The sequence below is a fragment of the Dyadobacter sp. HNCC25DJ187 genome (assembly GCF_056895255.1).
In genome coordinates this window covers 1,703,282-1,722,194 of sequence record NZ_JBXHAT010000001.1, presented here as the reverse complement: position 1 = coordinate 1,722,194, position 18,913 = coordinate 1,703,282, and the positions used below count along the sequence as shown (strand labels likewise).

Annotated in this window: 15 protein-coding genes; 6 read left to right on the top strand and 9 right to left on the bottom strand. The window is 42.7% G+C overall.

Going from position 1 to position 18,913, the window contains the following annotated elements; all coding sequences use genetic code 11:
* Positions 1-23: 23 nt before the first annotated feature.
* On the bottom strand, positions 24-926 hold the full coding sequence (locus tag AC1XUE_RS07110) for a patatin-like phospholipase family protein (RefSeq protein ID WP_483355245.1): 903 nt from the start codon (positions 924-926) through the stop codon (positions 24-26).
* Positions 927-1,220: 294 nt separating this feature from the next.
* On the opposite strand from AC1XUE_RS07110, the gene AC1XUE_RS07105 reads away from it, so the two are divergent.
* Together AC1XUE_RS07105 and AC1XUE_RS07100 are read left to right on the top strand one after the other, a co-directional pair.
* Positions 1,221-2,195: a polyprenyl synthetase family protein gene (locus AC1XUE_RS07105; RefSeq protein ID WP_483355244.1), complete on the top strand. Its 975-nt coding sequence runs from the start codon at positions 1,221-1,223 to the stop codon at positions 2,193-2,195.
* A 207-nt stretch (positions 2,196-2,402) separates the two neighbouring features.
* Positions 2,403-3,881: a leucine-rich repeat domain-containing protein gene (locus tag AC1XUE_RS07100; RefSeq protein ID WP_483355243.1), complete on the top strand. Its 1,479-nt coding sequence runs from the start codon at positions 2,403-2,405 to the stop codon at positions 3,879-3,881.
* A 186-nt stretch (positions 3,882-4,067) separates the two neighbouring features.
* Here the strand turns inward: AC1XUE_RS07100 and AC1XUE_RS07095 are convergent, their stop codons facing one another.
* Together AC1XUE_RS07095 and AC1XUE_RS07090 are read right to left on the bottom strand one after the other, a co-directional pair.
* Complete coding sequence (locus tag AC1XUE_RS07095; protein WP_483355242.1) at positions 4,068-6,299, bottom strand: DUF5916 domain-containing protein; 2,232 nt, start codon at positions 6,297-6,299, stop codon at positions 4,068-4,070.
* Positions 6,300-6,325: 26 nt separating this feature from the next.
* Positions 6,326-6,625 (bottom strand): DUF3817 domain-containing protein, encoded by a 300-nt coding sequence (locus AC1XUE_RS07090; protein WP_483355241.1) that lies wholly within the window; start codon positions 6,623-6,625, stop codon positions 6,326-6,328.
* 119 nt (positions 6,626-6,744) lie between these two features.
* On the opposite strand from AC1XUE_RS07090, the gene AC1XUE_RS07085 reads away from it, so the two are divergent.
* The gene (locus AC1XUE_RS07085) at positions 6,745-9,342 is read left to right on the top strand and encodes a TonB-dependent receptor (RefSeq protein WP_483355240.1); all 2,598 of its coding nucleotides are present in this window, start codon (positions 6,745-6,747) and stop codon (positions 9,340-9,342) included.
* A 5-nt stretch (positions 9,343-9,347) separates the two neighbouring features.
* Complete coding sequence (locus tag AC1XUE_RS07080) at positions 9,348-9,749, top strand: hypothetical protein (RefSeq protein WP_483355239.1); 402 nt, start codon at positions 9,348-9,350, stop codon at positions 9,747-9,749.
* 73 nt (positions 9,750-9,822) lie between these two features.
* Here the strand turns inward: AC1XUE_RS07080 and ccsA (AC1XUE_RS07075) are convergent, their stop codons facing one another.
* The 5 genes from ccsA (AC1XUE_RS07075) to AC1XUE_RS07055 form a co-directional block, all read right to left on the bottom strand.
* Positions 9,823-12,420 (bottom strand): cytochrome c biogenesis protein CcsA, encoded by a 2,598-nt coding sequence (gene ccsA / locus AC1XUE_RS07075; protein ID WP_483355238.1) that lies wholly within the window; start codon positions 12,418-12,420, stop codon positions 9,823-9,825.
* On the bottom strand, positions 12,417-12,851 hold the full coding sequence (locus tag AC1XUE_RS07070) for a cytochrome c maturation protein CcmE domain-containing protein (RefSeq protein ID WP_483355237.1): 435 nt from the start codon (positions 12,849-12,851) through the stop codon (positions 12,417-12,419). The genes ccsA (AC1XUE_RS07075) and AC1XUE_RS07070 overlap by 4 nt, the downstream gene beginning before the upstream one ends.
* 5 nt (positions 12,852-12,856) lie before the next feature.
* Entirely contained in the window at positions 12,857-13,084 is a 228-nt protein-coding gene (locus AC1XUE_RS07065; protein WP_483355236.1) for a CcmD family protein, read from the bottom strand.
* Between the two features lie 79 nt (positions 13,085-13,163).
* Complete coding sequence (ccsA, locus tag AC1XUE_RS07060) at positions 13,164-13,850, bottom strand: cytochrome c biogenesis protein CcsA (RefSeq protein ID WP_483355235.1); 687 nt, start codon at positions 13,848-13,850, stop codon at positions 13,164-13,166.
* 40 nt (positions 13,851-13,890) lie between these two features.
* On the bottom strand, positions 13,891-14,553 hold the full coding sequence (locus tag AC1XUE_RS07055; RefSeq protein ID WP_483355234.1) for a heme exporter protein CcmB: 663 nt from the start codon (positions 14,551-14,553) through the stop codon (positions 13,891-13,893).
* A gap of 238 nt (positions 14,554-14,791) precedes the next feature.
* On the opposite strand from AC1XUE_RS07055, the gene AC1XUE_RS07050 reads away from it, so the two are divergent.
* Together AC1XUE_RS07050 and feoB are read left to right on the top strand one after the other, a co-directional pair.
* Positions 14,792-15,019 (top strand): FeoA family protein, encoded by a 228-nt coding sequence (locus tag AC1XUE_RS07050; RefSeq protein ID WP_483355233.1) that lies wholly within the window; start codon positions 14,792-14,794, stop codon positions 15,017-15,019.
* A gap of 32 nt (positions 15,020-15,051) precedes the next feature.
* Positions 15,052-17,187 carry a ferrous iron transport protein B gene (feoB, locus tag AC1XUE_RS07045; protein ID WP_483355232.1) on the top strand — a complete coding sequence of 712 codons (2,136 nt, stop codon included), beginning with the start codon at positions 15,052-15,054 and terminating at the stop codon, positions 17,185-17,187.
* Positions 17,188-17,333: 146 nt separating this feature from the next.
* Here the strand turns inward: feoB and AC1XUE_RS07040 are convergent, their stop codons facing one another.
* The gene (locus AC1XUE_RS07040) at positions 17,334-18,815 is read right to left on the bottom strand and encodes an NAD(P)H-hydrate dehydratase (RefSeq protein WP_483355231.1); all 1,482 of its coding nucleotides are present in this window, start codon (positions 18,813-18,815) and stop codon (positions 17,334-17,336) included.
* Positions 18,816-18,913 lie beyond the last annotated feature (98 nt).

Here is an 18,913-nt window from a genome sequence, read left to right as displayed (position 1 = left end):
TGATTTTGATGCTGGTAAACATTCTACACCACTGCACTTCTCCTCAATACTTCCATTCCGGCCTTATAACCTTCCACAACCAGACGGGATATATCATCAGAAGTGAAATGCTGGAGATCAAGAATTAGTGGTGATTCGGGACGGATGACAGTCAGTTTCATAGGTGTGCCACGCAGATTGGCCCGCTCGGCGAAGGATTCAGCCCAGATGATATTGCTATTGGCTACCTCGTTGACTGTGATATCACGTACGCGTTCGATGAGTGTAATCAGATTACGGGCATTGAGCCCTTCCGGCTGGTATAAATGAGGAGAATGACACCCAATCAGCACGATCTCGGTGGCCCCGTCTGTCAGCGCAGGCCGGATCGGAATTACTTCCCGAAGCCCTCCGTCAAGATACAAATCATTATCTATTTCAACAGCCGGCATCAGCATAGGGATAGATGAGCTCGCCCGCACATAGTCAAGAAAATGACTATCCTGTGGAGATACATATTTCATCTGCCCGCTTTCCATATTGACAGCTCCTACTTTCAACTTTACCTTACTGTTTTCAAGTAAAGTATCACTGACGTTTTTTCGGATCAGTTCGTGCAGAGGTGATGGATCCAGCAGACCGTCGAACCGGCTCATCAGTGTATTTACACCCAGCATGACTCTGGAACGCAATGTAGAAATATCCTGAGGATGGGTGATATTTTTGATCCAGAATTCAAGGAGACGCCTTCCTGTTGTCTGCCAGTTGACGGCTCCGTTATCCGTTCGCTGCTTTTCTGCTTCATTCACTAAAAATGTAGCGTTCAATGCACCTACTGATATTCCGTAAACCATATCCGGTTCAAATCCGTTTTCGAGAACAGACTGGATCGCTCCAACCTGAAATGCACCTTTCATTGATCCGCCTCCCAGGACGAGTGCTTTCATAGTGTATTCGGTATCAGCTTTCGGCAATCAGCTTTCAGCCTTGTTGTGGTAAAATATATAAGTTAAAGAGAAAGTTGGTGCACCGCTTTACATTTGTACAAGGTACTTTTTCGAAAACAACGTTCTTTTTTTCTCAATTCTAAACATTTTAAAGCTAAAAGTGGTGTAAACAAAAGATTTTATTCCAAATTTGAACATTGGAGTTTAGAAACAGGTTAAACATAAATACATAGCCTGATTTCGAACCCTGTTTTATACATCAGCCGGGTTTTAGAGTGCCCCCGATTAGCAAATATGACCCTTTCAATAAAGGATATACAACTACCTATTGCGGATGAAATGAAAGCTTTCGAGCAGAAATTTCGTCAGTTTATGAAGAGTGATGTAATGCTTCTGGATCAGATCATGAATTACATCGTTCGTCGTAAAGGCAAGCAACTCAGACCGATGTTTGTGTTTCTTTCTGCCGGTGTGTCCGGACAAATCACCGAATCGACGTACAGGGGTGCTGCGTTGATCGAGTTACTACATACAGCCACATTGGTTCATGATGATGTGGTGGATGATTCCAATTACCGTCGTGGATTTTTCTCTGTTAATGCGCTCTGGAAAAATAAGATAGCTGTTCTGGTAGGGGATTATCTGTTGTCCCGAGGTTTGCTTCTCTCAGTAGATCACGGAGAATTTGACCTGCTGAAAATTGTATCTACTGCCGTTCGCGAACTTAGCGAAGGAGAACTTCTCCAGATCGAAAAGGCCCGTCGATTGGACATCAACGAAGAAGTTTACTACCAGATTATCAAACAAAAAACGGCCTCTCTGATCGCTTCCTGTTGTGCTGTAGGTGCATGTTCTGTAGGTGCCGGTGAAGAAATCGTTAAGCGTATGCATGCATTCGGAGAGAAGGTAGGTATGGCATTTCAGATCAAAGACGATCTTTTTGATTACGGCGAGGACGAAATCGGTAAGCCCCTTGGTATCGATATCAAAGAGAAAAAAATGACCCTCCCGTTGATTTACGCCCTCAATCAGGCTGACTGGCTGGAAAAACGTCGTATCATCAATATTATCAGGAATGAGAGTCATAAGCCTAAAAAAGTGAACGAAGTCATTGACTTTGTTAAACGCTCTGGCGGACTCAGATATGCTCAGGAAGTCATGGAGCGCTACGTACAAGAGGCCCGGGCTTTGCTACACGAATTCGCCGACTCTCCTCACAGGCGCTCACTGGAACAGCTGGTTCAGTATACGATTGATCGAAGTAAATAATACGTTTTTCAGGGATTCAGATTTATATCCTACCATTTATGCTACATCTTTATTTTTTGTAGCAGATATTCCACTATTCAGTTCTCTGTATCTCTTACTGCATTCCGTCTGAGGTGAAATTATTCTATATATAAGAAAATTTCATAAACTTCTTGTGTTACCTAAATACTTAGTTAAATTTGTGATCTCACTAAACTACTGTGAATCATGAGAATTGTTACATTGATTTGCTTGATGCTATGCAGTATTGCGGCGTATAGTCAGCCACTAATCACTTATCGTGAAGATCTTGAAAACGACGAATTCCTGAGGAACCTGAATAAGTCCCACGGAAACGTTAATGATGTAAAGAAAGACATTCCTTTCAGTTTAAGCCATAAGGTTAAGGAGATATATGTATCAGTGCTTGGATCTGATATTCCCGTTACTACTTATATCCGCACGTGTATTTATTTCAATAGCAAAGGCCGTGTTGATCATTGGGTTTATAGTTTCGAAGACTATGGTATGAATTTCAGGACTGGCGAGCAAACAAAAAAGCCAAAACGAAATGTTGATTCTTTAAACCGTATTTTGAGTGAACGATTGCCTGTACAAGTAGAAAAGTTTCTATCAAAACGGCACGTTGGAAAGAAAAGTCAGCTTGTACTAGTTACGCAGCTGGAGACCACTGATCCTAAGGAAATTGCACGTATGGATAGTGTCATGAATAAATTTTTAGAGAAGAATAAGAAAGAGCCGGTCACAATTGAAATAAAAAACCATGTTGTAAAAGGACTTGCCAATGCTTTGCAGGTAAAAGATACGTTGCTGGTGAAGGAATTATATCTGGAGAAAGAAATGTTGGAAACAGTACCTTCAGCAATATACAGGTTTCCTAATCTTGAAATTTTAAGTCTGGCAGATAATGATCTCGAGTTTGCGAGAATTGATTTTAAGAAGCTACCCAAGCTGAATCATCTGAAATTGAGCGGTAATATTATTGGAAATAAAGGGCTCAAATTTTCAAAGAACAGTACCCTCAAACTGTTGAATGTGCAATCAAATCTGCTTACAAGCATTCCGTCTGGTGCCAGAAATTGCAAAAGACTTGAAACGCTCTGGTTGGGTAAAAATACACTTACAGGACTTAAAAATGGCAGCTTCAGAAATCTAAAACAGGTTAAGGACATTAATTTCTACTATGCCAATATTAGCGCGTTACCCAAAGGCGTAAAAAAGTTGAAAGGACTGGAAGTTTTGGATCTCTATTATAACGATCTCGTAAAGCTTCCCGATGCTTTGGTGAAACTCCGAAATCTTACTCACCTGGCAGTTGCTCATAACCGACTGCATGTGTTTCCGGACGAGATTGGTAAAATGACAAAAATGCACACTTTATATGCCCATCATAATCAATTAAGTAAGCTGCCGGGCAGTATCGTAAAACTGGAAAAGTTACAGGTCATCGACTTGGGATTTAACTGGTTTACAACATTTCCGGAGGCGCTTACACAGTTTGCTAATCTGGATGAGCTGGATATTTCCGGCAATAATCTCACCGAATTCCCCAGCAACCTGTTAGGGATCAAAAAACTGAATAAGTTACATATTAGAGGAAATCCATTCCTGACAGAAGACCGGGAGGTAAAATACGGGCAGCAATTCGGGCTGCTGAAATCGAAAAATATTGAAGTGTTTTATTGAAGCGTGGGGGCTTTTGGCAAAGGGCAAAGGGCTTTGGCATAGGGGAGGATGCAGAGCGTAGGGCATAGGGAATGGGGTAAAGGGTAAGCGTGCAGAGCCCAGGGTTCAAGGCATACCAGGGGCTTTGGAAAGAGGAGTAGTGCTGGTTTTCTCCATGCCCCAAATCCTAAGCCCTTTCCCCCATGCCTAGAGATTCCACCAATATGTAAACTTTAACACTACAGCTCTGTTTTTGACACGGAAATTTTCCGGCAGATAGTTATCCGTGTATACAAGAAAAAGATCCGATGCAGGTTTGTAGCGCCATTGTAATCTTGAATTGAGGTTGATATTGTCGGCCTGATTGTTATACTGAACAAAGGTGGTGAAAAACAATCTGTTGGTGAAGGTTACGTCTACTCTTGGCCCCACCAACCATAATTCCTTCCTGTTCCAAGGTGCGGGAAGTCGGATATCGTTGTAGTTTCCCGCCATTGCAATCGCGACGAAAGGTTGGAAACGATATCCTAATTCAGCTCGGAGGTTGTTGCGATGCCCTTCTTGATAATATCCACCAAAAACTGCCGAGGCATTATAGGTAAGTCGGTTTTGCGGACCGGAGGCGATATCAAATCCAGTCGATTTCCAGTGATGTTCAGAATTGGTTTCAAGCGTAAATCCTCCCAGATTGGTCGGGTCGAAAGGTCTTAATAATCTTACATAATTACTCGCTCCCCAAACTGAAATTGTTGCCCGGTTGATAAAGTTGATATTGTAGGAAAGAATATATTCCTGATCACTGACAGACTTATGATTGTCCCAATAAATGTTACTGACAAGTTTTGGACCATGGCTGATGATCCTCCTTGATTTTACAAAAAACAGATACGCAACATTCGGGCTGATTTTGTAATAACCCATCCGGGTAGCGTTAGGAACATAGCCTACTTCTGCGTTGTAATTTTTGCCTACATACTCATGCTGCCATTGCCAGGTGAAGTTTGCATTACTGAATTTAAGGTCTGCTGCATGAGAGTAGTCTTCGGTCGTTTTTCCCGGAGTAAAAGATTTCAGCACCATCACCTTACCTGTCCAGAGATTATTGGTGCTGGCCAGGTTAAATTCCGCACCTATATTTCGGTTAAAACGATTGGTGCCAGTATTACGCTCCGGAGAGAAGTTTACTGCATCCCGGTTCACAAAGAGTACTCTCACATTTGAACGTGAAAAAAGTTGTCGTTGTAAGGCGAAGACTGCATAGTTCTGGACAGGCGTGCTGTCTTGAGAGGATGTTTGTACATCCAGTACGCCTATCCGCCAGTTCTTATTCAGTTTACCACTCATGCGGGCTCCGAATTGTATGGGAACACCTAAACCGATCCTTCGGGAGAAAAACGGGCGAAGTGTGGCGTAACCGAAATTGGCAAAGAGATCAGCATTCTCCAGAAAGAACTGCCGGCGCTCAGGAAAGAACAGTTCAAACCGGTTGAGGTTGGTTTGCTGTACATCCACGTCCACTTGGGAGAAATCGGGATTCACGGTAAGATCAAGATTGAGCGACGGTGTGATACCAATTTTGACATCTCCACCAATAGTCGGTTTGTACTTGTTAGGTGTGTCCCGCTGGTAATCTCTGGTAAGGCGTGTGGCGGCATAGGGAATGAGCGAAATGTTCGGTCCGGGATTGGGAGGAGGTGTGTCCCAAACGAGCACCCCAGTATAGGCAAGCGAGGCCGAAGGAAACTGCCGCGGAACCGGAGCCCAGGCAGATTTTTCAGAAATGGTCAAATCCTGACGACTGAAGTTAATACCCCACTGCGTTATGCCCGGCTTGTACCGGATACTTTTGAAAGGGATGGCTGCTTCCCACACCCATTTCTCATCATCATTTTTTACTTCAGAAACCCACTTATTGTCCCAGCTCAGATCGACAGTTCCTCCATCGCCCTGCTGGCCATCCCACGGTGCTCCTGCAGCATTGGCTCCGAAGGAAAATCCGTTTGTACGATCATCGAAGGTATCCATGAACAGGAGAAAATTATCATTTTTTCCAAACGCAAAATCCCGCTTCAGAGATTCTACGATGATGGCCCCCTGTACAGGTTTGAAGTTGATAACGAGAATATACAGATTCTGTTTATCGTAGGCCATTCTTACCTCGGTCTTACTTCTGGAAAAGCTCGTATCCATAGGCGTAACCATGAAGAAATTGTCGGCAACCTGTGTGTTTTTCCATGCATCATCATCTGCGAGTCCATCAATATGAATCGTAGAAGAACTGGGGTGAATATGATAACGGTAATTTTCATTGGGTTTTTGTCCTTTGGCGTGGAAACTGGTGGCCAGAACCAGGACAAGCAGGAATAGGAAAGTAGAATTTTTCAAGGTGTCGGGGCTGTAGGATGTATTCAAAAAATGTCTCCCTCGTAAGGGAGACATGCATGTTATGGAACGTCGGTGTTTGCTTATTCTCTAAACCATTTGGCGTCGGCGTAGAAAGTGCCGAAGGGAATGAATGAAGCAAAAAAACTGAGAATCGATTTTTTAAAGGACCAGCTTCTTTCGATAGCCACCTGCATAAGCAACAGTACGTACAAAACAAATAAAACTCCATGAGCCATACCGACTACACTTACGACCTCGGGAATACCTGCCATATATTTGAGTGGCATTGCGATTCCTAGCAATACCAGCAACGAAACCCCTTCAAGAAATGCTATAATACGCAATCGCCCCAATGACGATTTTAAAAGAGAAGATATCATAAAATCAAGTTTATCAAAAGATGGACTATTCTTAGTCAAAGATAAAATTTTATTTTGGTGAAGAGGCAGTACAATTTTATTGTTTTCTTTACGGCACACATTAACCTACACAACAAACAATGAACAAAATTTGCCTTACGCTACTGCTGCTGTTGGGAGGGATATCCACCGTTTGGGCTCAAAAATACAAGGTAGCCGGAAAAGTACTTGACGTGAAAGGTGAAGCACTGCCTGGCGCGTCAGTCATTGAAAAGGGAACAAACAATGGCACCATCACCGATGAGAACGGATTTTACACACTCAATGTAATGTATACCAATGCGACCTTAATTGTGACTTTTGTAGGTTATAATAAAATTGAAAGAGAGATCGGTGGTAAGGGAACTCAGAATTTTACGCTTCAGAGTGCAACATTACTTAACCAGGTAACTGTGGTAGGTTCAAGAAATATGAATCGCTCGTCTACAGATACACCTGCACCCGTGGATATCATCAATATTCAGGAAATCACAACGAAACAGGGACAGCTGGATGTTAATCAGTTGCTTCAATTTGCTGCCCCATCTTTTAATTCTAACAGACAAACCGGGTCTGACGGTGCCGATCATGTGGATCCGGCTTCACTTCGTGGTTTAGGTCCGGATCAGACGTTGGTACTGATTAATGGTAAGCGCAGGCATCAGTCATCCTTAGTGAATATTTTCGGTACAAGAGGCCGCGGTAATACGGGAACAGACCTGAATGCTATTCCGGCAGCGGCCATTGAACGCATTGAAGTTTTAAGGGACGGAGCAGCTGCGCAGTATGGTTCGGATGCCATTGCAGGAGTAATTAATATTGTATTGAAAGAGCATGTAGATCAGCTTACCGCCAATGCAAATGCAGGTATTTATGCAGCCAAATACAGAGCGGATAACAGAGCATTTGATGGGCTGAACTACAATGCCAATGTGAACTATGGTCTGAGGATAGCAAAAAAAGGTTTTGTCAATATCACAGCGGATTATAATGAACGCGCTCACACCAACAGGGCTGCGACTCATGAGGATGATATGGTAAGAAGAGAATATGGAGATCCCAAGGTGACAAATGTGGCTTTGTATTACAATGCGATGATCCCTGTTTTGAAAAACGTACAGTTGTATAGTTTTGGCGGCCTCAATAAGCGTAAGGGTGATGCTTATGCCTGGACAAGAGGTGCAGACGACGACAGGAATATTCCTTCTATATATCCAAATGGATTTGATCCGATTATTGGCAGTGATATTGATGATCAGGCAATAATAGGGGGACTGAGGAGCGTATGGAAAGGCTGGAATATTGATGTGAGCAATACTTATGGATTCAATAAATTTGATTTTTCGGTACGAAATTCATTGAATCGTTCATTGGGACCAGATTCCAGAACGACTTTTGAAGCTGGCGGCTTTCAGTTGGGGCAAAATGTAAGTAACCTAAATTTTACCCGTTTTTACAAAGATGCATTTGAAGGACTGAACATAGCCTTCGGTGGAGAATACAGAACTGAACGTTACAAGATTTTTCAGGGTGATCGACCTTCTTATTATAATTACGATCTGATACATCAAGGCGGGGCGCAAGGGTTTCCTGGATTTAGTCCCGAGAATGAAGTCAATGAAAAGCGCTCAAACGTAGGTGGCTATCTGGATATAGAAGCGGATTTAAATAAAAAACTAATGGTGAATGTCGCCGGAAGGTTTGAAAACTACAGTGATTTCGGAAATACAGTAAATGGAAAGGCAGGTTTTAGATATAAGCTTAACGACAATTATGCAATCCGGGGCGCGGTTAGTACAGGTTTTCGTGCTCCGTCACTTGCGCAAAAGTATTTCAATTCCAGATTTACAAACTTTGTAGGCGGTCGGGCAGTAGAAGTTTTATTGGCGGGAAATGATACAGAGGTAACTAATTTGTTGGGCATTCCGAAGCTACGTCAGGAAACTTCTCAGAATGCAAGTTTGGGAGTTGCCATGAAACCTTCGTCGTCTTTTTCTGTTACAATAGACGGATATTATGTAAAAGTAAAAGATAGGGTTGTGCTGACAGGGCAGTTTAGTGATGAAGATAAAGATATCGGAAACCTGCTGAAATCTTTAAGGGTAGGAGAGGCGCAATTTTTTACCAATGCCCTTTCTTCTACCACAAGCTATGGAGTTGATGTTGTAGTTGCACATACTACAACTTTGGGCAAGGGAAGGCTCAATTCGACACTGGCCGCCAACTTCAATAAGATGGAGTTGGGAGCAATCAATACAAGCAGTAAGTTGGCCGGAAAGGAAGAGCAGTATTTCAGTGAGCGTGAACGTTACTTTGTACTTGCGTCTGCGCCGCCTTCTAAAATTAACCTCACTTTTGACTATACCGTTGATAAGGTGAGTTTCATGTTAAGAGCAGTTCGTTTCGGTGAGATAAGTTTGATTAACTGGAACTACGGCGAGGTAAAGAATACGGCAACCAAAGAGCTTTATTCTCCCGCTGACTTTACAGACATATACAGGGCAAAAGTGCAGTTGGATCTGACAGTTAATTACAAGTTTTCCAATAATATATCTGTCTCAGTCGGAGGAAGTAACATTCTCAATACTTATCCTGATATGCATACCCCTTCGCTTACCGAATCTGGTGGAGCATGGGATCCGGTTCAAATGGGTAGCAACGGCGCATTTTTCTTTACACGAGGGGGATTTAAGTTTTAGTAGATATGAAATGGTTTTTGGTTGGAGGTATTGTCAGTTTACTGGGTTTGTCAGCGCATAGTCAGCCATGTGCATTGCTTACGCAAACCTTTTCAATTGCAGATACGATCAAAAGAGACAGTAAGGAGTTATATGTCTTTCGGTTTAGTGATAAACAACTGAACGAGATCGGTGTGATTCCGGGGCTTGAAAAGGCTGTTACAGGCATGAGAAAGTTGCAAAAAACGCTGGATGAAGACCATGAATCCTTAAAGGAAGGAAATGTATGGCAACTGGATGTAAAACTCGCCACAAGGCAACTTGAAGAACTTAGAAAAGAGTGTCCCGAAACCCGTTTTCAGGTGTTTGAACGAGAATTGAATTATTACAGGAGTCAATTTCAGCCCAGGAGGGATAAAGAAAAATAATTTTGATAAGCCATAAAAAAGGAAACCGGTCAAAATATCTGTTTTGACCGGTTTCCTTTTTTAGTATAAATGATCAGATCACCTGAGCTTTTACTTTCCTTTTATTCGTATTGGAAGCTGCAGCATCCTTATCGCGCATTTTTATAAAATCTTTGAATCTACGTATTGTGGCCATAGTCATACCAATCATCAGAATGAATGTTCCCAGCCACAGAATGTTGATTAAAGGCTTCTCAGTAGCTTTCATGACAATAAAATCTCTTTGCGTAGTGTTGACCGCAAAAGAGAATTGACCGGTTTGCGGATTGATTTCCTGGAACTGAATACGCAGACCAAGGTCATTATTGACCTCTGTCTTGCGGGCTACCATGCGGTCACGGATTACGAATGAAGGTGTGATTACATATTCGTTCTCTTTATCCAGAACGCGGATCATTGCTTTTACAGCCGCGTCACCCGGTCCTAATGTTACACCATCAACAGAGTCTGTACGTACTACATTATCAAGAATGGCAACATAGTCATTCACAAAGAACGTGTCACGCATGCTTATTGTGAAATTCTCAGTCTGGCTCCATACCGGTTCGGCGGTAGGATTAGTTACCATGGATACGTAGGTGTACAAATCCTTATCTAATTTCCTGTTAATATCCGGAGAGGACACAATTCCACCCATTTGCGGATTGATCTGGACTCTTGGGAAAAGGTTAAATACACGACCAGAAGGCTCTCTGTACTCTATTTCATAATAAAAGTTCTCAGGGGAAACTGCGAGTGTATCACCTTTTGCATAGTATTGTTTATCATCTACGACAATATCTCTCAATGCTACAGCGCGGTAATCGTTTTCAATCAGATCGACCCAGCTCTTGGAGATATACCCGGGAATGTTACGTGGCTCTACGCGGACATCCCGCCAGGTGAGCATGTAATCGCCCATTTTTTCAGGCTTGTTGAGCCATAAGGTAATGTTCTCCTTGTTTTCTTTATTATCGTTGTTAGTAAACTCTTCACTGCGGGAAATCATCAACCCGGAATTGTTGATCGATACTACTTTTGTGTAGGCCGATGAAAACAATACACCAATAAGCATTAACGCAACGCCTATGTGTGTCACTGCGCCGCCAGACAGGTTATAATTTCCACGGATAATATTTAGCAAAATAGCACCGTTGGATACTATTGCAAAAATGGAAGCTGTTAGTAATACGATATACTGAATGTCTTTTACACCCTGAAACGTAATGACCGCAGCGCTGATAATCATGGTTAGCAGCAACGGATTATATAATGCCTGAAGCTTGTCTTTCCCAACACGTTTCCACCAGAAATACTGTCCTATACCCGTCAGGATAATGATGAGGGAAAAGAACCAAAGTTGGAATTTGTTGTAATGGCTGATTTGATCCGTTGGCAGAGCCAGGTTCAACACAGTTCCGAATGCTTCTGCTATTTTGTTATAGACAGGTATGGAGGTAGTGGCAAGAATCTGGAAACCGGAAAGGCAAAGCAGCGTAGCACCAATAAATATCCAGAACTCCTGTGAATAAGTAGAGACTTCTTCGTTATCGGAAGGCAGACCTTTCCAACGGTAAATGAGCAGTCCGACAGATAAAACTGTGAAAGTAAGCAGGTAAATCAGCAATTGTCCTGATAGTCCGAGATCAGTAAATGAATGGACTGATGCACTTCCTAATACGCCGCTTCGTGTCATGAAGGTGGAGTATAGAATAAGGACAAACGTGGTAATGGATAATATAAATGAGGTCTTCAGGGCAGTCGCGTTCTTGCGCGCTATAATCATCGTATGAATAGCAGCGATAAGTACGAGCCATGGAACGAAGGATGTGTTCTCAACCGGATCCCAGTTCCAATAGCTTCCGAAATTAAGCGTCTCGTAAGCCCAGTAAGCTCCCATTAAAATACCAATGCCCAATACAAGTGCAGAGAACAGGGCCCATGGTAAAGCCGGACGAATCCACTCTTTGATTTTTTTTGTCCACAATCCTGCAATGGCGAATGAGAAAGGTATCAGGGTAGATGCAAATCCGAGAAAGAGCGTAGGAGGGTGAATAACCATCCAGTAATTTTGCAGAAGCGGATTCATTCCATTTCCATCTTTAGGAATGAAATTCGGATCCATTTGATAGACCGGAATATCAGGCATTACTTCTTTTAATAAAAGAAATGGTGTTGATCCGATTTTAAAATCGAGACCGGGAACCACCACACCGAGTATCATTGACATCAGAAATGCCTGAACCAGAGCGAAAACCGTCATTACCGGTGCTTCCCAGGAACGGTTACTGAAGATCAGTATAGCGCCAAGTATAACATTCCAGAATATCCACAAAAGAAAACTACCTTCCTGTTGTTGCCAGAAACTGGAAATGATATATCCCGTTGGTAAAGCACGTGATGAGTTTTTCCATGCGTAATGGTATTCGAAATAGTGGTTTCCGATAATCCAGTAAAGAGAGAATACCACACCCATCACGGCTAGCAAATGTACTGCGTATGTGGCTCTGGCAAATCGTTTCCAGGTAAGTTCTTCTTCGGTTGGCAAATTGTTTTTTGCCGCCCTGAAATAAGCAAATGTCGCAACCAATGCTGAGACAAATGCAATAATGACTAGCAGGTGACCTGCGCTTCCTATGGTTGTATGAATCATGATTTAGCTACAGTCGCCTCAGTGGTTTCTAATTTTCCGTCTTCGTACTTCGATGGGCATTTCATCAGAATTTTCTCTGCATTAAATGTATTGCCTTGCATTTTTCCGATTACTACTACTTGCTCTGATTTATCAAAATCCTGAGGTTTAGTGCTTTTGTAGACTACACGTTGCGCAACATTATTGTTGTCAATAAGAGTAAATGCGAAATAGTTAGGATCGATCTCGGGTTGGTATTCCATTTCCAGGATTTGTCCTGCAGTATTTTTTTTGAGCTTGCCTACCACGTGAATACTTTCATTGTCTCCACCAGCAGCCATTTCTTTAGCTTTTGAAAAGTCTACATAAGTACTTGCGTCGCCAGCAGTGGAAACAATGATACCTATAGCAATGGCAACAATTATAAGGCCGAATAATTGGATCTTTTTCATAACTCTTACTTGATTTTTAATTCTTTTTCGATTTTTCCTACCTTGGATTCAAGACGCAGCAGGTTGATGAAGATACCTGCAAATATGATTGCTACGACAGCAACAACAACCCATATCTTCCCGTCTTCACGCATTTTGTCAGCCATGGGCACAGAAGAATCTACAGCTGTCTGGGCTATTGTATGTATGGATACTATCAGAAGTGAGAGTAGAAGAGGAAAGACTTTTTTCATGATATTCATAGTGACTGATTTCTTAACGAATATTTGATTTGAAATGTTTACTTTTTCCTGAAAATGTGTGTGTTTTTCATTACAAAGTTTTGTGATCTGCGGCAAGTTCTTCTTCCCTCAGCCGGTTTATTCTTTTGATCCTTACTCGCAGTTCAGCAGTCCAGAGACCCAGCAGAATCCATCCTATTATGGCAGGATAGAAGACTTTTCGAAGGTCATTATTCATATCATAAGAGCCAAAAGTACTGTTACCTCCACTGCCCGGATGAAGGGAATCAGTAAGACGAGGAAGTATATATATCAGCGGTACAAATACTGCAAAGGCAAAAATGTTATACACGGAAGCGATGCGGGCCCGGCGCTGCTCATCTTCGAAGGAGGATCTTAAAAGCATGTAGGCAAGATAAATCAGTATCCCAACTGCCGCTCCATTGAGTTTCGGATCATTCGGCCAGGGATCACCCCAGGTAAAATTAGCCCATAAAGAACCCGTAAGACAACCAAGGATACCATAAAACAGCCCGGCTTTTGCCAGTTCGCTGGCGATGTCATCGTGCCGGAGCTTTCCGCTGCGCAAATACATCAGTGAGTACACCATAGAGCTGAACAACAGCGTGGTCATAGCCAGCCAGAGCGCAACATGAAAGTAAGTATTCCGGATACTTTCGTTCAATATAGGCAGGTGAGGCACAGGCCCCATAAATCCCATAATTGCTACGTAAAGCAATAGTATGATGCACAGGACTTTCCACCACATTTTTTTCATTATCGTTTTACTTTAATAGAATTCAAACTTTAAAAATAACTTAGCTTCTCCACAGATAAGGGAAGAGAAGGTAACTCAATGTAATCACAATAAGATCAATAGATAGCAGCGTAATCATTTCATCATAACTTACACTCCAGTCCAGACCGTCCATTGCATTTTTCGCCAGTCGGATGGTCATCAACAGCATGGGCAGAATAATCGGAAAACTCAGAACAGCCATCAGTGTAGCGCTGTTATCGGCTTTAGAAGCAATGCCTGCAACAAGTGTAAGCACAGAGGAGAAACCGATAGCAGATAAACCAATACAAATCGTATATAATCCCAAATCGCCTACCTGGTTTCCCATGACAAAGGCATAGAAGATGAACCCTATACCTGACAAAAAAAGCATTACAACGGAATTGTAAATGATCTTGGATACAATAATAGCTTGCGGACTACACAAATTATAATAGTAAATCAACCGTCCATGTCGTTCCTGCGAGAAACTTTTAGCTACGGCATTCACGGCCGAAAACAATGTAATAATCCAGAATAGTGTGTTCCAAACAATAGGAGTGAGCTGATTGCGACGAAGGCTGAAACTCAGGTAACAGATAAACACCGTGCTGACGACATAGAGCAACATGCCGCTCAGGGCATATTTCTGCCGCCATTCAAGCGTAAATTCTTTCCAGATCAGGGCTCTTATCTCGTTCAATACAATAGGCAGTCGGCAGTCAGCTCAGGGCTTTCTGCACAGTGGTTAATTTATCTCACCGCGCTTGTCTCTTTCGCGCTGCAAAAGTACTACATAAAGCCTCAGGGTGATAACAAAATGATCATGATTTTGCATGATCAAAATATGTATTTAACCCTAATTCCCCGCCAACAGTTTGAATTCCGAGCTGTTAATGCTTAATTTGCATTTTAAGTATATTGAATCTAAATAAGGATATATGGCGGAGAGAACAGTATCTCACCTCAGGAAGGGGGAAAAGGGGATCATAAAGTCTTTTTCGGATCAAGTGATGTCATTGAAATTGTTGGAAATGGGGTGTTTGCCCGGTTCGGAAGTGCGACTGGATTTTATAGCGCCATTTGGAGATCCGATTTGCATTAATGTAGGTGGAAACTACAGTTTATCACTGAGACTCAACGAAGCTTCTGTCATTATCCTGGAATAAAATCCGATTACCAATCATTTATTGCTTTTCCTTTGAAATCTGAAAATATAAAAATTGCGTTGGTCGGAAATCCCAACGCAGGTAAATCTACATTGTTCAACGCGCTGACGGGTTTACGTCAGAAAACGGGTAATTTTCCCGGCGTAACGGTAGAAAAAAAATCCGGAACATTTACGTTGAAAGGTGCTCAGGGAGAGCGTCCCAGAGAAGTTACATTGGTTGATTTGCCGGGAACTTACAGTATTTATCCCAAGGCGAAGGATGAAACTGTTGTGATGGATATTCTGGCGAATCCGAAACATCCGGATTTTCCTGCTGCGATTATTGTAGTAGCCGATGCATCCAACCTGATGCGGAATTTGTTGCTTTTTACTGAAATTAATGATCTTGGTATTCCAGCTGTATTGGCACTGAACATGCTTGATGTAGCCACCAGCATGAATCTGACGGTGAATGCGGTACAGTTAGCTATGCAGTTGAATGTTCCCGTTGTACGGATTAATGCCAGAACAGGCGAAGGTATGGCTAATCTTCACAATGCAGTGAGTCAGGTAATTAGCCAGACAGACAGGCAGAAACTACCATGCTTTTATGAGGCTAACGCATCAGAAGAAAAGTTAATTGAAGAAGTTAAGAAAGAATATCATCTTGATAATGACTATCTGGCACTACAATATGTTTGTCAGCATGATAATTTTTCATTTGTGCCTACAGCTCAGAGAGTGAAACTGGATGAATTGATAGATAAACATCAATTCGATGAAAATGCCTTTTTGGCAAACGAAACCATTCAGCGTTACAAAAAAATAAAACCTATTGTCGAAAAGGCTGTCAAAACGGAAGGCATTACAGAGCAACCTTACTGGACCAGAAAGCTTGATGCCGTTCTGCTTCATCCTGTCTGGGGATACGTAACATTTTTGATGGTACTGATGGTAGTATTTCAGGCAATCTTTGCATGGGCGTCGTACCCGATGGATATGATTGATGCAGGTACAGCCGCCACCGTCGAATGGGTTAAAGGAGTATTGCCGGAAGGCGTTCTTAATGATTTGATCACGGATGGTATTATGGCAGGTATTGGAGGGATTATCATATTCATCCCGCAGATTGCGATCCTTTTCGGTCTGGTTTCCATTTTAGAGGAATCGGGATATATGGCCAGGGTGATGGTGATTATGGATAAAATGATGCGCAAGTTTGGTCTGAATGGGAGAAGTGTGGTTCCATTGATTTCGGGTGTGGCCTGTGCAGTGCCCGCAATCATGACGACCAGAAGTATTAGTAGCAGATACGAGCGTTTACTTACCATCATGGTTACACCTCTGATGAGCTGCTCTGCTCGTCTGCCAATTTATGCAATTCTGATCGCATTGGTTGTTCCGGAAACAAAGGTGCTTGGGTTTTTTAATTTGCAAGGGCTTGTACTTTTAGGACTTTACCTCTTAGGCCTGATAGGTGCGCTTTTGACAGCGTGGCTACTTTCATTGTTCCTTAAAAGAAAGGAAATTGGTTATTTTATGTTGGAAATGCCATCATATAAATTACCGAGATGGGGTCATGTTGGTTACACGATGCTGGAAAGCGTGAAGTCTTTTGTTTTTCAGGCGGGCAAGGTGATCATGGCAATTTCTATCATCTTATGGGTATTGGCATCTTACGGCCCGGGCGACAGAATGGACAACGCCGAAGCGCTGGTAACAGAACAAATGAAAGCACAACCTCAGCAAGAGATTGATGCTGCTATAGCCTCCGTACGATTGGAAAATTCTTATGCTGGTAGTTTTGGTCATATTATTGAGCCGGTTATAAAACCTTTGGGTTATGACTGGAAAATGGGCATTGCTTTACTTGCGTCATTCGCGGCTCGTGAAGTTTTCGTAGGTACTATGGCAACCATTTATAGTATCAGTGGAGACAGTGAGGATGTGCTCACTGTAAAGGAACGATTGATCCAGGAGAAGAATCCAGATACGGGAGGACCTATGTACACACCTGCTGTCTGCTATTCATTGTTGGTATTTTATGTATTTGCGATGATGTGTATGAGTACTATTGCAGTAGTATACCGCGAAACACATGGTTGGAAATGGCCTATGATTCAGCTCGCATATCTTACTGTTCTGGCGTATATCTCTGCTCTGGCTGTTTATCAGCTGATGTCCTGATACGGCGGTCTTCGCGACTGCGGTCTGCATGCGCCAGCAGGCTGAACGCTTCCGGGGGTATAGTTTAAATCTCCGTTCAGTCCGTCTACGACGTACAGACCGGGGAGCATCGTTCAGTCCGTCTGCGACGTACAGACCGAGGATGGCTACCAGCTCAGGTTTTCGGCCACGTCGGAAGCAATTAAAGCACTCATTCCACGTATTTCGGCAGCTTGATCGCCTGCCTTGCCGTGTTGATAGACGCCGAGGATTGCTGCATCCTGAGGTTTATAGCCCTGAGCAAGAAGCGCACTAATAACACCTGTTAATACGTCGCCCGTTCCACCGGTAGCCATTCCTGGATTGCCGGTGGAGTTAAAATGGACCTCACCGTTTGGCAGCACTACGGCAGTATTGGCTCCCTTAAGACACAGAATGACCTTATACCTTTTTGAAAAATCCCTTGCCAGTTCCAGTCTATCAAACTCATTGCTGCTTTTTCCGGCAAGTCTTTGAAATTCCTTGGGATGGGGTGTTAAAATAGTATATGAGGGAAGCTTTTCCATCAGATGAGAATTTTCTGAAAGCATATTAAGTGCATCAGCATCTATAATCAAAGGTGCTTTGGTAGTTGTTAGCAGTTGCTGGAGTACACTTAGCGTTTCTTTTTCTTTTCCCAATCCGGGACCAATTCCAATGGCAGAATAAGGGGAAAGGTCTGGTAAATTTGTGATATGTCTGTGGTGCTTATCAACTGTTACCATGGCTTCAGGGTTGGATATCTGCATCATTTCATACCCGCATTCAGGAACGTGCATCGATAATAATCCTACTCCTGACCTCAAACAAGCCTTCCCTGCCAGCACCGCTGCTCCCATTTTGCCATAACTACCTGCAATAATCAGCGCATGACCGAACGTGCCTTTATGAGAGAATTTTTTATGAGGAATAATCAGTGCCTCAGCTCCTTCCTTATCGGTAAAATAATATTGTGTGTCAGTATTTTGAACGTATTCCGGATGAAGTCCGATATCTGTGATATGCCAGTTGCCGGTATACTCCGCATTTTGTGGAAGTAAAAAAGCCAGCTTAGGGAATTGGAATGAAACCGTACAGGAAGGTTTAAGTATCGTGTCGCTTTCCTGGTTGCTTTTGTCGGCAAACAATCCGCTGGCAATATCCACAGCAACAACTTTATTGGGATAGGTATTGATAGTTGCAATCACATCTGCGACGAGTCCTTCTGCCGGGCGGGAAAGACCGGACCCCAAAATGGCATCCACAATTACCATTTTAGGTGATAATCCCGGAATGTCTTTCACAACACGCACGTGAACAGGGCTGAGATGATTTTTCAGCCTTTCCAAATTTTCCTGGAAGTCTGGTGAGCAATTTTCAGAATGTTCAATAATAAACACCTGCACGTGGTAACCTTTCTCACATAATAACCTGGCGATAGCCAGACCATCACCTCCATTATTTCCCTTGCCGCAAAAAAGAACCACCGGCCTTGTATGGACAAACTGGTCGCAGAAATATCTTACGAATGCTTGGGAAGCCCGCTCCATGAGATCAAGTGATGAAATGGGTTCGTGTGCAATGGTGTAGCGATCTGCTTCCCGGATTTGCTCGCTGCTGAATATTTTCATCTGGTATAATTTGGACTTAAAGAGTCATTGAGTTAAAAATATTAAGCCTGTGGCAAATCTCACGCATATTTTTAGCAATAATTTAGCATAAAACAGTG

Coding starts and splice junctions, on each gene's coding strand:
- ccsA (WP_483355238.1), bottom strand. CDS start 12,420: ATGATTCATACAACCATAGGAAGCGCAGGTCACCTGCTAGTCATTATT.
- AC1XUE_RS07105 (WP_483355244.1), top strand. CDS start 1,221: ATGACCCTTTCAATAAAGGATATACAACTACCTATTGCGGATGAAATG.
- ccsA (WP_483355235.1), bottom strand. CDS start 13,850: ATGAAAAAAATGTGGTGGAAAGTCCTGTGCATCATACTATTGCTTTAC.
- AC1XUE_RS07050 (WP_483355233.1), top strand. CDS start 14,792: ATGGCGGAGAGAACAGTATCTCACCTCAGGAAGGGGGAAAAGGGGATC.
- AC1XUE_RS07095 (WP_483355242.1), bottom strand. CDS start 6,299: ATGTCTCCCTTACGAGGGAGACATTTTTTGAATACATCCTACAGCCCC.
- AC1XUE_RS07085 (WP_483355240.1), top strand. CDS start 6,745: ATGAACAAAATTTGCCTTACGCTACTGCTGCTGTTGGGAGGGATATCC.
- AC1XUE_RS07090 (WP_483355241.1), bottom strand. CDS start 6,625: ATGATATCTTCTCTTTTAAAATCGTCATTGGGGCGATTGCGTATTATA.
- AC1XUE_RS07100 (WP_483355243.1), top strand. CDS start 2,403: ATGAGAATTGTTACATTGATTTGCTTGATGCTATGCAGTATTGCGGCG.
- AC1XUE_RS07065 (WP_483355236.1), bottom strand. CDS start 13,084: ATGAAAAAAGTCTTTCCTCTTCTACTCTCACTTCTGATAGTATCCATA.
- AC1XUE_RS07110 (WP_483355245.1), bottom strand. CDS start 926: ATGAAAGCACTCGTCCTGGGAGGCGGATCAATGAAAGGTGCATTTCAG.
- AC1XUE_RS07080 (WP_483355239.1), top strand. CDS start 9,348: ATGAAATGGTTTTTGGTTGGAGGTATTGTCAGTTTACTGGGTTTGTCA.
- AC1XUE_RS07070 (WP_483355237.1), bottom strand. CDS start 12,851: ATGAAAAAGATCCAATTATTCGGCCTTATAATTGTTGCCATTGCTATA.
- AC1XUE_RS07040 (WP_483355231.1), bottom strand. CDS start 18,815: ATGAAAATATTCAGCAGCGAGCAAATCCGGGAAGCAGATCGCTACACC.